Consider the following 13,758-nt stretch of genomic DNA (forward strand, 5'->3'; position numbering starts at 1 on the left):
GATGGCGCCATGCCTCCGACGAGCCAGTACGCCGGCCTTCTCGTCGACCACAGGGACGGCGCCCTCTGGCTCACGCTCGACCAACCCGAGACCTTCAACGCCCTCACCGGGGAGATGGTGCTCGGCCTGATCGAGGAGCTGCGCGGCGTGGTCGCCCGCGACGACGTCCGCGTGGTGGTGATCACCGGCACCGGCGCGGCGTTCTCGGCCGGTGCCGACCTCACCGGCGACGCGCCCCAGGAGAAGTACGACGCGTCAGCGGTGGACGCCGCGAACCAGTTGATCCGCGCCGTCCTCGACTGCGACCGGCCGGTGGTGTGCGGGCTCAACGGGGTGGCCGCGGGCGTCGGGATGAGCCTCGCGCTGGCCTGCGACCTGGTCGTCGCGACCGCCTCGGCCGCGCTGACCCTGGGCTTCACGAAGATCGGCCTGATGCCGGACGGCGGGGCGACCGCCACGGTGGCAGCCGCGGTCGGTCGGGCGCGCGCGATGCGGCTGGCGCTGCTCTCCGACCTCCTCGGCGCGCAGGAGGCGTACGACGCGGGGCTCGTCTCGCACGTCTTCGCCGACGAGTCCTACGACGAGGGTCTCGGGAAGGTGGTCCGCCGGCTCGCGTCCGGCCCGCCCCTGGCCCAGGCCGCGACCAAGAAGGCGGTCAATGCCGCCACGCTGGGCGAGCTGCCCGGCGCGTTCGAGCGCGAGCGGGCGGGCCAGTCGGTCCTGCTCCGCACGGCGGACGCGGCCGAAGGGATGCGGGCCTTCGCGGAGAAGCGCCGGGCGGAGTTCACCGGGCACTGACGGTGGGGACGCCGTGCCGGTGTGGTTTCGAGGCTCGCTGGCGCTCGCACCTCAACCACCTGGGGGTTGAGGTGTGGTTGCGCAGCAACCGCCTCGAAGCCTGCCGAAACCACCCGAGTGCTCAGACGACGGCGACTCCGGCGTCGCGCATCTCCGCCAGCGCGGCCTCGGTGGTCTCGGGCGCGACGCCCGCGCAGAGCTCGGTGAGCACGCGGGTCGCGAGGCCGTTGCCGGCCGCGTCCAGCGCCGTCGCCCGCACGCAGTGGTCGGTCGCGATCCCGCACACGTCGACGGCGTCGACCTCGTGGGCGCGCAGCCAGGTGAGCAGGTCGGTGCCGTCGGCCGTGTGCCCCTCGAAGCCTGAGTAGGCGGCGGCCCGCTCGCCCTTGAGGAAGATCGCGGCGAACGGCTGCGGGTCGAGGTTCGGGTGGAACGCCTCGCCCTCGGTGCCGACCTGGCAGTGCACCGGCCAGGAGTCGGCGTAGTCGGGCTCCCTCGACCAGTGGTCACCGGGGTCGACGTGGTGGTCCTTGGTGGCCACCACGACGTCGTACGCCGGCGCCTTCGGGTCCTGCCGCGTCCAGTGGTGCAGCAGGACGCTGATCTCGCTGGCCACACGCGCCCCGCCCTCGACCGGTAGCGACCCGCCCTCGCAGAAGTCGTTCTGCACGTCGACCACGATGAGAGCCCGCGCCATGCCATGACCCTAACGACGCGGCGTGGTTCTGTCAGGGTGGTGCCATGCCCACCCGTGACCAGGTCGAAGCCACCGTCCGCCAGTACGTCGACGCGGTCGGCCGCCAGGACCTCGACGCCACCGTCGCGCTCTTCGCCGAGCTGGCGCGTCAGGAGGACCCCGTCGGCACCCCGCCCAACGTCGGCCGCGAGGCCATCCGTGCCTTCTTCACGCGCGCCAACGGGGTGCCGTTCACGACCACGCTGACCGGGCCGCTGCTGGTCACCGGCGACCACGCGGCGGTGCACTTCACGATCGAGGTGGACACCGGTCGTGCCGAGCCGATGGTCGTCCGGGTGATCGACCTGATCCGGGTCGACGAGGACGGCCTCATCGCCGACCTGCGCGCCGTCGTCGACGCTGGTTGAGCCTGCGCCTCGGGTGGTTTCGGCAGGCTCAACCACCACGCGCTGGTTTCGGCAGGCTCAACCACCTTTCGGTGGACCTACTGGTGCACGGTCGGGATCGCCGGCCCGCCCCGCTGCAGCCGGCGGGCCTTGATCGGCAGCTCCTCGCGTGACCGCAGGTGCCGTTCCCGGGCCTGCGTGAGCGGCTCGCGCCCGACGATCTCCCCTGCCGCGACCAGCGGCACCAGGAGCGGCCGGTCGTTGGCGTCTCCCTCCGGCGGGGTGCCGATGCCGATCACCTCGGCCTCCGCGACGCCGGCCTCGTCGAGGCGGCGCAGCGCGTGCTTGCGGCCGCCGACCGAGATCTTGTCCTTGCTCTTCTTCGCGACGTCCACCATCGTGCCGTCCGCGCCCGCACGGGCGACCAGCTTGTAGACGAACCCGCAGGTCGGGTGGCCGCTGCCGGTGACCAGCTCCGTGCCCACGCCGTACCCGTCGACCGGGGCCGCACGGAGCGCGGCGATCGCGTGCTCGTCGAGGTCGGAGGTCGCGACGATCCGGGTCCGGGTCGCGCCGAGCGCGTCCAGCTGCTCGCGCACCTGGCTGGCGACGAGCCCCAGGTCACCGGAGTCGAGCCGCACCGCGCCGAGCTCCGGGCCGGCCACCTCGACCGCGGCTCGGACCGCCTCGGCGATGTCGTAGGTGTCGACCAGCAGGGTGGTGCCCCGGCCCAGCGAGCTCACCTGCGCCCGGAACGCGTCGCGCTCGGTGTCGTGCAGCAGCGTGAACGAGTGCGCGCTCGTGCCCGCGCTGGGGACGCCGTGCCGGCGGCGGGCCTCCAGGTTCGAGGTGCTCGCGAATCCGGCCACGTACGCCGCCCGGGCGCACGCGACCGCCGCCTCCTCGTGCGTGCGACGCGAGCCCATCTCGATGCAGGGCCGGTCGCCCGCCGCCCAGGTCATCCGCGAGGCGGCGGAGGCGATCGCCGAGTCGTGGTTGTAGATCGAGAGCAGCAGGGTCTCCAGCAGCACCGCCTCGGCGAAGCTCGCCTCGACGATCAGCAAGGGGGAGTAGGGGAAGTAGACCTCGCCCTCGGGGTAGCCGAAGACGTCACCGCCGAACCGGTACGCCGCGAGCCACTCCAGCGTGGCCTCGTCGACCACCTGCTCGCGCCGCAGGAAGTCCACCTCGGCGTCGCCGAACCGGAAGTCGTCGAGCGCGTCGAGCATCCGTCCCACGCCGGCGACGACGCCGTAGCGCCGGCCCTCCGGCAGCCGTCGCGGGAAGAGCTCGAACACCGCGCGCCGCGACGCCGTGCCGCCGGCGAGGGCGGCCTGGAGCATGGTGAGCTCGTAGTGGTCGGTCAGCAGCGCGGTCGACGTCACGGCACGAGACTAGGTGAGGCTGCTCCCGGGCTAGGGTTGGTGACATGTCTGCTCCCAGCCCTGTCGAGCTCGACGAGCCGGTGACCGACGACCTCACGCAGCTGGCGACACCGTGGGTGACGATCGTGTGGAACGACCCGGTGAACCTCATGTCCTACGTGACCTTCGTGTTCACGACGTACTTCGGCTACTCGCGGAAGAAGGCGGAGAAGCTGATGCTCGAGGTGCACAACGACGGCAGGTCGGTGGTGTCCACCGGCTCGCGCGAGGAGATGGAGCGCGACGTGCAGGCGATGCACGAGTACGGCCTCTGGGCCACCATGCAGAAGGCCGACGCACCATGAGCGAGCGCAGCGAGCGAGCAATCCAACGGAGCCGGTTCGGAAACCGGTCGTGGGCGCCCGATGCGGAGCGAGGGCGGCCATGAGCGGTTTCACCAGGCACCGGAAGTCGGGGGCGGCGGTCACGACGTTCACGGCGTTCGAGGCCGACCTGCTGCGCTCGCTGGCCGGGCAGCTGATCGAGCTGCTCCGCAACGAGTCGGCGACCGAGGAGATCGCCTCGGACGACCTCGAGGACCTGCTCGACTTCAGCGGGCCCACCCGCGAGCCGGAGGACCCGGTGCTGGCCCGCCTGTTCCCGACGGCGTACCCGGAGGACGAGGACGCCGCCGCCGAGTTCCGGCGCTACACCGAGGCCGACCTGCGCAACGGCAAGGCCGCTGGTGCGGCGACGGTCATCGACACCCTCGAGGACGCCGGGCTCCCTGCCGAGCCCCAGGACGGCCTGTTCATCGACGTGGAGCTCGACCCGGCCACCGCCCTGACCTGGCTGCGGTCCTTCACGGACATGCGCCTCGCGATCGCGACCCGCCTGGGCATCGAGGAGGGCGACGAGGAGTTCTGGTACTCCCTGCCGGACGACGACCCGCGCGCGCAGGTCCACGACATCTACGACTGGGTCGGCTACCTCCAGGAGACGCTGGTCCGGGCCGTCGGAGGATGAGCCTGTCGAGACCGTGCGGCGTCCCGACCCGCTCGACGTCCGGGGGCTGGTCCCGACGCAGGTCGACGGTGCCGCAGCCTCTACCCTTGTCCACGTGCTGAGACTCGACCGGACGCTGTACGACGCGATCGTCGCGCACGCCAAGCGGGACCACCCCGACGAGGCGTGCGGCATCGTCGCGGGCGCCGAGGGCTCGGACGTCCCCAGCCGGCACGTGCCGATGGTCAACGCCGCGGGTTCGCCGACGTTCTACGAGTTCGACTCCACCGAGCTGCTCGCGCTCTACAAGCAGATGTGGGCCAACGACGAGGAGCCGGTGGTGATCTACCACTCGCACACCGCGACCGAGGCCTACCCGAGCCGCACCGACATCGGACTGGCCAACGAGCCCGGCGCCCACTACGTGCTCGTCTCCACACGTGAGCACGGGAATAGTGAGGGACCGGTGGAGTTCAGGTCCTACAGGATCGTCGACGGCGAGGTCACCGAGGAGCCGGTCGAGATCACCGACGAGCCGCATCAGATCGCAAGCGCTTAGGAGCACCATGGCCATCGAGGTCCGGATCCCCACGATCCTGCGCACGTACACCGGAGGCGAGAAGGCCGTCGACGCGAACGGGGCGACCCTCGCCGCGCTCATCGACGACCTGGAGGCCAACCACCCCGGCCTCAAGGAGCGCCTGATCGAGGACAAGGACGGCCAGGGCGACCTGCGCCGGTTCGTGAACGTCTACGTCAACGACGAGGACGTCCGCTTCACCGGCGGCCTGGAGACCACCCTGAGCGACGGCGACCAGGTCGTCGTCCTGCCCGCCGTGGCCGGCGGATCGTCCGCGATCGCGCGCTGACGGCATGCTCTTCGACAGCCTGATCGACACCGTCGGCGGCACCCCGCTGGTCGGGCTGCCGCGGCTCTCGCCGTCGGCCGACGTCCGGCTGTGGGCCAAGCTCGAGGACCAGAACCCGACCGGCTCGATCAAGGACCGCGCCGCGCTCCGGATGATCGAGGAGGCGGAGAAGGACGGCACCCTGCGTCCCGGCTGCACGATCCTCGAGCCGACCTCCGGCAACACCGGCATCTCGCTGGCGATGGCCGCCAAGCTGCGCGGCTACCGCCTCGTGTGCGTGATGCCGGAGAACACCTCGGAGGAGCGCCGGCTGCTGCTGCGCATGTGGGGCGCCGAGATCGTCTCCAGCCCGGCGGCGGGCGGCTCGAACGAAGCCGTGCGCGTCGCCAAGCAGATCGCGACCGAGCACCCCGACTGGGTGATGCTCTACCAGTACGGCAACCCGGCCAACGCGCTCGCCCACTACGAGGGCACCGCGCCGGAGATCCACGCCGACCTGCCCTCGGTCACGCACTTCGTGGCCGGCCTCGGCACCACGGGCACGCTGATGGGGGCCGGGCGCTGGTTCCGCGAGCACGCCCCGCACGTGCGGATCGTCGCCGCCGAGCCGCGGTACGGCGAGCTGGTCTACGGCCTGCGCAACCTCGACGAGGGCTTCGTCCCGGAGCTGTACGACGAGACGCTGATCGACGCGCGGTTCTCGGTCGGCCCGCGTGACGCCGTACGCCGCGTCCGTGAGCTGCTCGAGAACGAGGGGATCTTCGCCGGCATCTCGACCGGCGCGATCCTGCACGCCGCGCTCGCCCAGGCGGCCAAGTCGGTCAAGGCGGGGGAGCGGGCGGACATCGTGTTCATCGTCGCCGACGGCGGCTGGAAGTACCTCTCCACCGGGGCCTACGAGGGCACCATCGACGAGGCCGAGGACCGCCTCGAGGGCCAGCTCTGGGCCTGAGATGGGACCCCTCCAGATCGGCCTGTCGATCCTCTGCGGCGTCGTCGTTCTCCAGCTCGCGGTGCTGATCGTGCGCGACCTGCGGCCCGGTCGCGTCACCTACGTGCTGCTCGGCCTGCTCGAGCTCGGCCTGGTCGGCGTGCTGGTGCTCGGGCTGAGGCGGGTCTTCGGCGACCACGAAGGCGTCAGCGTGGCCACCTACGTCGCCTACCTGGTCGGTGCGCTCTTCATCCTGCCGCTCGCCACCGGCTGGGCCTGGGCCGAGCGCAGCCGCAACGGCACCGCGGTGCTGCTCGTCGCGGTCCTGGTGATCCCCGTGCTCTTCCTCCGGCTCCACGACATCTGGGCGACCCATGTCTGAGCCCGCGCCCGTCGAGGGGTACGCCCACGAGACCGGTCGCGGGTTCGGCCGCGTGCTGGTGTTCGTGTACGGCGTGCTCGCCTTCGCCGCCAGCGGTCGCGCGTCGTTCGAGCTGCTCGCGAAGTTCTCCGACGCCCCCGTCCCCTACGGCCTCTCGGTGCTGGCCGCCGTGGTCTACGTCGTGGCCACGTGGGCGCTGGCGACCAACCGTCGCCGGGTGGCCCTGCTCGCGGTCTGCTTCGAGCTCGTCGGTGTGCTCGCCGTCGGCTTCGGCAGCCTGCTGTGGACCAGCAAGTTCCCCGAGGCCAGCGTCTGGTCGGACTTCGGGATCGGCTACGGCTGCGTGCCGCTCGTGCTGCCGCTCGTCGGCCTCTGGTGGATCCTGCGCGGTTCGCGCTGAGGTTTCGGCAGGCTCAACCACCCGGCGGTCAGGCTCAACCACCCGACCCGGTGGTTGAGCCTGCCGAAACCTCGGATCGGTTACCGGGTCCCGTGATGTGCGATCAGTCACACGCCGGAGCGCCCGGCCGGCGCTGCCGGCGATCGGCCGGCTCCCGGGGGAATGCCGGACGGACCGGTCTGCTTGTCCTCACGTGAGCGATGCCGGGGACGAGCGTGAGACGCAGGGGTACGACGCGTCGACCCGGCACGTAGCGCTGGCGATCACGGCCCTCGCGCTCGGCGGCTTCGCGATCGGCACGACCGAGTTCGTCACGATGGGCCTGCTGCCGGAGATCGCCCACGGCATCGGCCAGTCGATCCCGCGGACCGGCCACGTCATCACGGCGTACGCGCTCGGTGTGGTGGTCGGCGCCCCGGTGATCGTCGCACTCGGTGCCCGGTTGCCGCGTCGCGAGCTCGCGGTCGGTCTCGTGCTCGCCCTCGGTCTGGGCAACGCCGCGACCGCGATGGCACACGGGTACTGGCCGGTGATGGCCGCGCGCTTCCTCGCGGGGCTGCCGCACGGCGCCTACTTCGGGGTCGCCTCGCTGATCGCCGCGTCCCTGGTCAGCGCCGACCGCAAGGGTCGGGCCGTGAGCGGCGTGATGCTCGGGCTGTCCGTCGCCACCGTGGTGGGCGTGCCGGCCAGCACCTGGCTCGGCCAGCAGCTGGGCTGGCGCAGCGCGTACTGGGCCGTCGTCGCGATCGTGATCGTCACCGCTGGGCTCCTGCTCGCAGCCGTGCCGCACACCCGTGGCAACCGGGACGCCACCGTGACGGCGGAGCTGCGCGCGCTCAAGCGCCCGCAGGTGCTGTTCGCGGTCACCGCGGGCATGGTCGGCTTCGGCGGCATCTTCGCGATGTACAGCTACGTCGCGCCGCTGGTCACCCGGGAGGCCGACCTCGGCCGCGGGGCGATCCCGTGGTTCCTGCTCGCCTTCGGGATCGGCTCGGTGGCCGGCTCGTGGCTCGCGGGGCGCCTGGCCGACTGGGACGTGGAGCGCTCGATCGTCGGTGGCTTCGTCGCCGGGATCGCGGTGCTCGTCGCGGTCTGGCTGCTCGCCGGCGTACCGGTGGCGCTGTGGGTGCTCGTGCTCCTCGTCGGCCTGCTCGGGTCCGTGCTCGCCATCAACCTGCAGCTGCGGCTCATGCACGTCGCCGGCGACGCGGAGATGCTCGGCGCCTCGCTCAACCACTCCTCGCTGAACATCGCCAACGGGCTGGGCGCCTGGCTCGGCGCCCTGGTGATCGAGCAGGGCCACGGGTACCGCGCCCCGAGCCTGGTCGGGGCCGGGCTCGCGCTCGCCGGTCTGCTCGTGTTCCTGCTCGCGCTGCGCGTGCAGCGCCGCGCGGACGTGTCCGCCGACGCAACGCCGGCCGAGGTCGAGGTCGTCGCCTCGACGTGATCTCGGTCGCGATCCCACCGTCGGCGGCTCCGGACAACTAGCCTTGCCCCGTGACGGACGCACCGATCGGCATCTTCGACTCCGGCTTCGGTGGGCTCACCGTGGCCCGGGCCGTGATCGACCAGCTGCCGCACGAGTCGGTCCTCTACCTCGGTGACACCGCCCGGCAGCCCTACGGCCAGAAGCCGATCGGCGAGGTCCGCGAGTACGCACTGGAGTGCCTCGACCACCTGGTCGACCAGGGCGTGAAGATGCTGGTCATCGCGTGCAACTCAGCGAGCGCCGCCGTGCTGCGCGACGCGCGCGAGCGGTACGACGTACCGGTCGTCGAGGTGATCCTGCCGGCCACGCGGCGTGCGGTCGCCGCCACCCGCAACGGCCACATCGGGGTGATCTGCACCCGCGCCACCGCCGAGTCGCAGGCCTACGACGACGCCTTCGCCGCGGCCCCGCAGATCACGCTGACGACCCGGGCCTGCCCGAGGTTCGTGGAGTTCGTCGAGCGCGGAGTGACCGGCGGGGACGAGCTGCTGGCCGCAGCCCACGAGTACCTCGACCCGCTCGCGGCCGCGGGCGTCGACACGCTCGTGCTCGGCTGCACCCACTACCCGCTGCTCACCGGGGTGATCTCCTACGTCATGGGTGACGACGTCACGCTGGTCAGCAGCGCCGAGGAGTGCGCGAAGGACGTCTACCGGGTGCTCACCCAGCGCGAGCTCCAGCAGGACGCGGAGGTCGTGCCCGTGCACCGTTTCCTCACCACGGGCCAGCCGGAGGAGTTCGGCCGGATCGGCCAGCGCTTCCTCGGGCCCGAGCTGCAGAGCGTCGCGCAGTTCGCGGGCGGCGGGTGGGTGATGGCCCCATGAGGCTGACCGTGGTCGGCTGCTCCGGCTCCTACCCGGGCCCCGACTCGCCGGCGAGCTGCTACCTCGTGGAGGCCGAGCACGACGACCGGACCTGGCGGATCGTGCTCGACCTCGGCAACGGCGCGCTCGGCGCGCTGCACCGGTACGCCGACCCGCTCACGATCGACGCCGTGCTGCTCTCGCACCTGCACGCCGACCACTGCATCGACCTGACCAGCTACTACGTGCTGCGCAAGTACCACCCGACCGGCGCCCGACCGCCAATCCCGGTCTACGGTCCCGACGGCACGCCGGGCCGGCTGGCCCGCGCCTACGACCTGCCGAAGTCCCCGGGCATGACCGAGGAGTTCACCTTCCACTACTACCCGGCCGGCTCGTTCACCATCGGGCCGTTCACGATCACCGCGCCGGAGGTGGCCCACCCCGTGCCGGCGTACGCGATGCGGATCGAGGCGGACGGCCGCACCCTGACCTACTCCGGCGACACGGGGGTGTGCCCCAGCCTCGTCGACGTGGCGCGGGCAGCCGACCTCTTCCTGTGCGAGGCGTCCTTCGTCGAGGGCGGCGACAACCCGCCGGACCTCCACCTGACCGGTCTCCAGGCCGGTCAGATGGCCACGGAGGCGTCGGTCCGCAGCCTGGTGCTCACCCACATCCCGCCGTGGCACGACGCCCAGGTGATCCTCGCCGAGGCGGCCACGTCGTACGACGGTCCGCTCGAGCTCGCCGAGCCCGGCAAGACCTACGAGGTCTGAGCCGCGACCCTGCGAGGCACGAGCAGGGTCGCGACGCGAAGAGGTCGAGCGAGCCCGCGGCTGAGCCTGCGAAGCCGCGACGGCGGGCCGAGACCTGATCGCGGTGGTCGAGCCTGCCGAAACCTGATCAAGGCCGCTGACGCGTCCTTGATCAGCCCAACCCCGCGTCGTGCACGCACAACGCGATCTGGACCCGGTTGTCGACCTCGAGCTTGGCGAACAACCGGCCGATGTGCGCCTTGACCGTCGGGACGCTGAGGTAGAGCTGCTGGGCGATCTCGGCGTTGCTCAGCCCGCGGCCGACGGCGAGGGCCACGTCGCGCTCGCGCTCGGTGAGCCGCCCGATGCGGGTGAGCGCGGTCCGGTTCCGTTCGGGCGAGCGGTGCGCGGTGACCTGCTGGATCAGCGTGGTGGTCACGCTGGGGGAGAGCATCGGATCGCCCTCGGCGACTCTGTGCACCGCCGCGACGATGTCCTCGGGCGCCGTGTCCTTCAGCAGGAAGCCGCTGGCACCGGCGGCCAGCGCCCGCATGACGTAGTCGTCGGCGTCGAAGGTGGTCAGCACGATCACCTTCGGTGGGTCGGGCAGGGCCGACATCGCGGCGGTGGCCTCGATGCCGTCCATCACGGGCATCCGGATGTCCATGAGCACGACGTCGGGCCGGTGCCTGGCGACCGCCGCGAGGCCGTCGCGCCCGTTGGCGGCCTGACCGACCACCTCGAGCTGCTCGCCGCCGCCGAGGATCAGCGCGAGACCGCTGCGCACGAGCGGGTCGTCGTCGACGACGAGGATCCGGATCAGGTCGCCCACGGGAGCCATCCTCGCAGCGTGAACGCCCGGTCGCTCTCGTCGACGGTCAGGGTGCCGCCGGTGAGTGCCGCCCGCTCGCGCAGGCCGACCAGGCCCAGACCGGAGCCGGGCGCCCGACCACGGCTGATCCGGCCGACCGGCTTCGCGTTGCCGACCACGACGGTGATGCCGCGGTCGGCGTCGCCGGCGACGGAGACCGACACGTGCGTGCCGGCGGCGTGCTTGCGGGCGTTGGTGAGGGCCTCCTGCACGATCCGGTAGATCGTGCGGCCCACCTGCTCGGCGGGTCGGCCGCCGGACGGCAGGCGCTCGGCGTACTCGACGACCATGCCGCTGGTGCGGGCCTCGTCCATCAGCGTGTCGAGGTCGTCGAGGGTCGGCTGCGGCCGGTCCGGTACGCCGTCCTCGCCGCGCAGCATCCCGAGCACCTGCCGGAGGTCGGTCATCGCCTCGTGTGCCTTCGCCTGGATCAGCTGGGCGGTCTCCCGCACCTGCTCGGGCGGCAGGTCGGTGCGGTAGGCGAGCGCGCCGGCGTGCATCGTGACCAGGGAGATCCGGTGCGCGAGCACGTCGTGCATCTCGCGGGCGATCCGCTCGCGCTCCGCGGACTGCGCCTGCCCGACGCGTAGCTCTTGCTCGGCCTCTGCCTGGCGGGCACGCTCGCGCAGCGTCCAGATCAGCTCGCGCCGCGAGCCGACGTACATGCCGAAGGCCACGATCGCGACCGTGACGACGACGGTGAAGGTGAAGGTGACCCACGCCGGGTCCTTGGAGCCGGCCGGCTGGTAGCTCGTGTAGATCTGCGAGCACACGATGTTGAGCAGCGCGATCGGGACGATCTGCCGGAGGTTGCGCCGGGTGAACAGCGACACCACCGCCAGCACGCCCGGGCCGGCCGACGACAGCGAGAACAGCCCGAACAGGGTCAGCACCAGCGCGGTGCCGAACGGCCAGCGCCGCCGGAAGTGCGTGATCCCGAACGACACCACCCCACCGGCGAGGTCGATCCAGAACCAGGGCGAGCCGCTCTGCCACTCGTGGATGCCGACGTCGGCCCACACGAGACCGGAGATCGCGAGTGCGAGCGCGTACCGCCAGACGTGGTCCCAGCGGGTCAGGGGAGGGTTGTAGGTCTCCGGGTCGGGCTCGAGCACGACCCAAGGCTAGGGACCCGGCGACCCCGGGAGCCAGTGACCACGGTCTGCGCGGCCCCTACTTTGGTCTGGGCGGTTCGATCCCGGCGGCCGATGTGCGCACCGGTGCCCCTCCGGGAGGATCGACCCATGATCAAACTCGAAGGTGTGACGAAGTCCTACGGTGGGTTCACCGCCGTCGACGACGTGTCCTTCACCGCGCAACCCGGCCGGGTCACCGGCTTTCTCGGGCCCAACGGTGCCGGCAAGTCGACCAGCATGCGGATCATGGTCGGGCTCACGCATCCCGACCGTGGCTCCGCGACCATCGGCGGCCACAAGTACGTCGACATCCCCAACCCCGGCCGCCACGTGGGTGTGCTCCTGGACGCCTCCGCCCAGCACGCGGGTCGCACCGGCCGCGAGGTGCTCGCCGTGACGGCCCTGACCATGGGGCTGCCGGACTCACGGGTCGACGAGATGCTCGAGCTGGTCGGGCTCACCGAGACCGAGTCGAAGCGGCGGGTGCGCAACTACTCCCTCGGGATGCGGCAGCGCCTCGGCATCGCGAGCGCGTTCATGGCCGACCCGTCCGTCCTCATCCTCGACGAGCCGGCCAACGGCCTCGACCCCGCGGGCATCCACTGGATGCGCGGACTGCTCCGGTCGTACGCCGAGCGTGGAGGCACCGTGCTGCTCTCCTCGCACCTGCTCCACGAGGTCGAGATGATCGCCGACGACATGGTCCTGATCGGCCGCGGTCGGATCGTCGCCCAGGGCACGAAGGCCGAGCTCCTGCAGACGCAGGGCACCTTCGTCCGCGCCGAGCACCCGCAGAAGCTGGCCGCCGCGCTCGCCGAGGCCGGCATCACCGCGGCCGCCTCCGGCGACGGCCTGCGCACCGAGTCCGAGCCGGTCGAGGTGGGCCGCGCCGCCGCAGCTGCCGGGGTCGTCCTCGCCGAGCTGCGGCCGGCCGAGGGCGCCGGCCTCGAGGAGCTGTTCCTGCAGCTGACCGCCGACGACGCCCGTGAAGACATCAACCAGGGAGCCCTGTCATGACCGCCACGACCTTCGCGCCCGACGACACGCTGGACATCTCGCAGACCCCGCGCACCCCGATGTCGCGGCTGGTCCGGGTCGAGCTCCGCAAGATGTGGGACACCCGGGCGGGCCTCTGGCTGCTGATCGCCATCGGCGCGATCACCGCCCTGGTGCTGCTGATCCAGATCTGGGTCGGTGCGGCGCAGGACCTGCACCTGACCTTCCACTCCTTCCTGACCTCGATGAGCATCCCGATGGGAATCCTCCTGCCAGTGCTCGGGATCATGTCGGTGACCAGCGAGTGGGGGCAGCGCACGGCCCTGGTGACCTTCACCCTCGAGCCGCACCGCTCGCGCACGATCATGGCCAAGCTGGCCTGCTCGGTTCTGCTCGCCACCGGCGCGGTCGTGCTCGGCCTGCTCCTCGGGCTGCTGGGCAACCTGCTGTTCGCGGCCGTCAACGGCGGCGCCCCCGTCTGGGGAGTGCCGGTGACCGAGGTGCTCGGCTTCTTCCTCCTGCAGCTCCTCGGGCTGCTGACCGGGTTCACCTTCGGCATGGTGCTGATCAACACCGCCGCGGCGATCGTCCTCTACTTCGTGTACTCGTTCGTGCTGCCGGGTCTGTTCGAGTGGGGCGCCCAGACGATCGGCTGGTTCCACGACGCCCGCCCGTGGTTCGACTTCAACTTCGCGCAGGCGCCGTTGGCCGACGCCAGCATGACCGGCAAGGACTGGGCGCACCTGGCGGTCGGGGGTCTGATCTGGCTGGTCGTCCCGCTCGCCGTCGGCCTGCGCCGCGTGCTGCGCGCCGAGGTGAAGTGACGGGTCCACCTACGACGGCGCAGGCTACGGACGGGTGGTGCCGGGCAGTCTC

General features: G+C 71.7%; 18 protein-coding genes. 14 read left to right on the top strand and 4 right to left on the bottom strand.

Going from position 1 to position 13,758, the window contains the following annotated elements; all coding sequences use genetic code 11:
* The first annotated feature begins 9 nt into the window (after nt 1-9).
* Entirely contained in the window at nt 10-798 is a 789-nt protein-coding gene (locus EFL26_RS11925) for an enoyl-CoA hydratase-related protein (protein WP_123223098.1), read from the top strand.
* Nucleotides 799-919: 121 nt separating this feature from the next.
* On the opposite strand, the gene EFL26_RS11930 is transcribed toward EFL26_RS11925, so the two are convergent.
* Nucleotides 920-1,495 (bottom strand): isochorismatase family protein, encoded by a 576-nt coding sequence (locus EFL26_RS11930; protein ID WP_123223099.1) that lies wholly within the window; start codon nt 1,493-1,495, stop codon nt 920-922.
* A gap of 44 nt (nt 1,496-1,539) precedes the next feature.
* Here EFL26_RS11930 and EFL26_RS11935 point away from each other — a divergent pair, with 44 nt between their 5' ends.
* On the top strand, nt 1,540-1,902 hold the full coding sequence (locus EFL26_RS11935; protein ID WP_123223100.1) for a nuclear transport factor 2 family protein: 363 nt from the start codon (nt 1,540-1,542) through the stop codon (nt 1,900-1,902).
* Nucleotides 1,903-1,979: 77 nt separating this feature from the next.
* Here the strand turns inward: EFL26_RS11935 and EFL26_RS11940 are convergent, their stop codons facing one another.
* On the bottom strand, nt 1,980-3,266 hold the full coding sequence (locus tag EFL26_RS11940; RefSeq protein WP_281273730.1) for a nicotinate phosphoribosyltransferase: 1,287 nt from the start codon (nt 3,264-3,266) through the stop codon (nt 1,980-1,982).
* A gap of 44 nt (nt 3,267-3,310) precedes the next feature.
* Between EFL26_RS11940 and clpS the strand changes: the two genes are divergently transcribed.
* The 10 genes from clpS (at nt 3,311) to EFL26_RS11990 (ending at nt 9,900) form a co-directional block, all read left to right on the top strand.
* Nucleotides 3,311-3,610 (top strand): ATP-dependent Clp protease adapter ClpS, encoded by a 300-nt coding sequence (gene clpS, locus EFL26_RS11945; RefSeq protein WP_123223101.1) that lies wholly within the window; start codon nt 3,311-3,313, stop codon nt 3,608-3,610.
* A gap of 79 nt (nt 3,611-3,689) precedes the next feature.
* Nucleotides 3,690-4,271: a DUF2017 domain-containing protein gene (locus EFL26_RS11950; protein WP_123223102.1), complete on the top strand. Its 582-nt coding sequence runs from the start codon at nt 3,690-3,692 to the stop codon at nt 4,269-4,271.
* 94 nt (nt 4,272-4,365) lie between these two features.
* The gene (locus EFL26_RS11955; RefSeq protein ID WP_123223780.1) at nt 4,366-4,809 is read left to right on the top strand and encodes a M67 family metallopeptidase; all 444 of its coding nucleotides are present in this window, start codon (nt 4,366-4,368) and stop codon (nt 4,807-4,809) included.
* Nucleotides 4,810-4,816: 7 nt separating this feature from the next.
* The gene (locus tag EFL26_RS11960) at nt 4,817-5,119 is read left to right on the top strand and encodes a MoaD family protein (RefSeq protein ID WP_123223103.1); all 303 of its coding nucleotides are present in this window, start codon (nt 4,817-4,819) and stop codon (nt 5,117-5,119) included.
* 4 nt (nt 5,120-5,123) lie between these two features.
* Entirely contained in the window at nt 5,124-6,071 is a 948-nt protein-coding gene (locus tag EFL26_RS11965) for a PLP-dependent cysteine synthase family protein (RefSeq protein WP_123223104.1), read from the top strand.
* Between the two features lies 1 nt (nt 6,072).
* On the top strand, nt 6,073-6,432 hold the full coding sequence (locus EFL26_RS11970) for a hypothetical protein (protein WP_123223105.1): 360 nt from the start codon (nt 6,073-6,075) through the stop codon (nt 6,430-6,432).
* The gene (locus tag EFL26_RS11975) at nt 6,425-6,832 is read left to right on the top strand and encodes a hypothetical protein (RefSeq protein WP_123223106.1); all 408 of its coding nucleotides are present in this window, start codon (nt 6,425-6,427) and stop codon (nt 6,830-6,832) included. The genes EFL26_RS11970 and EFL26_RS11975 overlap by 8 nt, the downstream gene beginning before the upstream one ends.
* A gap of 193 nt (nt 6,833-7,025) precedes the next feature.
* Nucleotides 7,026-8,279 carry an MFS transporter gene (locus EFL26_RS11980; protein WP_246000163.1) on the top strand — a complete coding sequence of 418 codons (1,254 nt, stop codon included), beginning with the start codon at nt 7,026-7,028 and terminating at the stop codon, nt 8,277-8,279.
* 50 nt (nt 8,280-8,329) lie between these two features.
* Entirely contained in the window at nt 8,330-9,145 is an 816-nt protein-coding gene (murI, locus tag EFL26_RS11985) for a glutamate racemase (protein WP_123223108.1), read from the top strand.
* A complete protein-coding gene (locus tag EFL26_RS11990) occupies nt 9,142-9,900 on the top strand; it encodes an MBL fold metallo-hydrolase (protein WP_123223109.1) in 759 nt (252 codons plus the stop codon). The genes murI and EFL26_RS11990 overlap by 4 nt, the downstream gene beginning before the upstream one ends.
* A 151-nt stretch (nt 9,901-10,051) precedes the next feature.
* Here the strand turns inward: EFL26_RS11990 and EFL26_RS11995 are convergent, their stop codons facing one another.
* Both EFL26_RS11995 and EFL26_RS12000 read right to left on the bottom strand, forming a co-directional pair.
* Nucleotides 10,052-10,702 (bottom strand): response regulator, encoded by a 651-nt coding sequence (locus tag EFL26_RS11995; RefSeq protein ID WP_123223781.1) that lies wholly within the window; start codon nt 10,700-10,702, stop codon nt 10,052-10,054.
* Nucleotides 10,699-11,865, bottom strand: coding sequence for a sensor histidine kinase (locus tag EFL26_RS12000; protein ID WP_123223110.1), 1,167 nt, complete (start codon nt 11,863-11,865; stop codon nt 10,699-10,701). Before EFL26_RS12000 ends, EFL26_RS11995 begins: the two co-directional genes overlap by 4 nt.
* A 129-nt stretch (nt 11,866-11,994) precedes the next feature.
* Here EFL26_RS12000 and EFL26_RS12005 point away from each other — a divergent pair, with 129 nt between their 5' ends.
* Nucleotides 11,995-12,903: an ABC transporter ATP-binding protein gene (locus EFL26_RS12005; RefSeq protein WP_123223111.1), complete on the top strand. Its 909-nt coding sequence runs from the start codon at nt 11,995-11,997 to the stop codon at nt 12,901-12,903.
* Nucleotides 12,900-13,706: an ABC transporter permease gene (locus tag EFL26_RS12010; RefSeq protein ID WP_123223112.1), complete on the top strand. Its 807-nt coding sequence runs from the start codon at nt 12,900-12,902 to the stop codon at nt 13,704-13,706. Before EFL26_RS12005 ends, EFL26_RS12010 begins: the two co-directional genes overlap by 4 nt.
* Nucleotides 13,707-13,758: the final 52 nt, after the last annotated feature.

This window comes from Nocardioides pocheonensis (assembly GCF_003725535.1).
GTDB lineage: Bacteria > Actinomycetota > Actinomycetes > Propionibacteriales > Nocardioidaceae > Marmoricola > Marmoricola pocheonensis.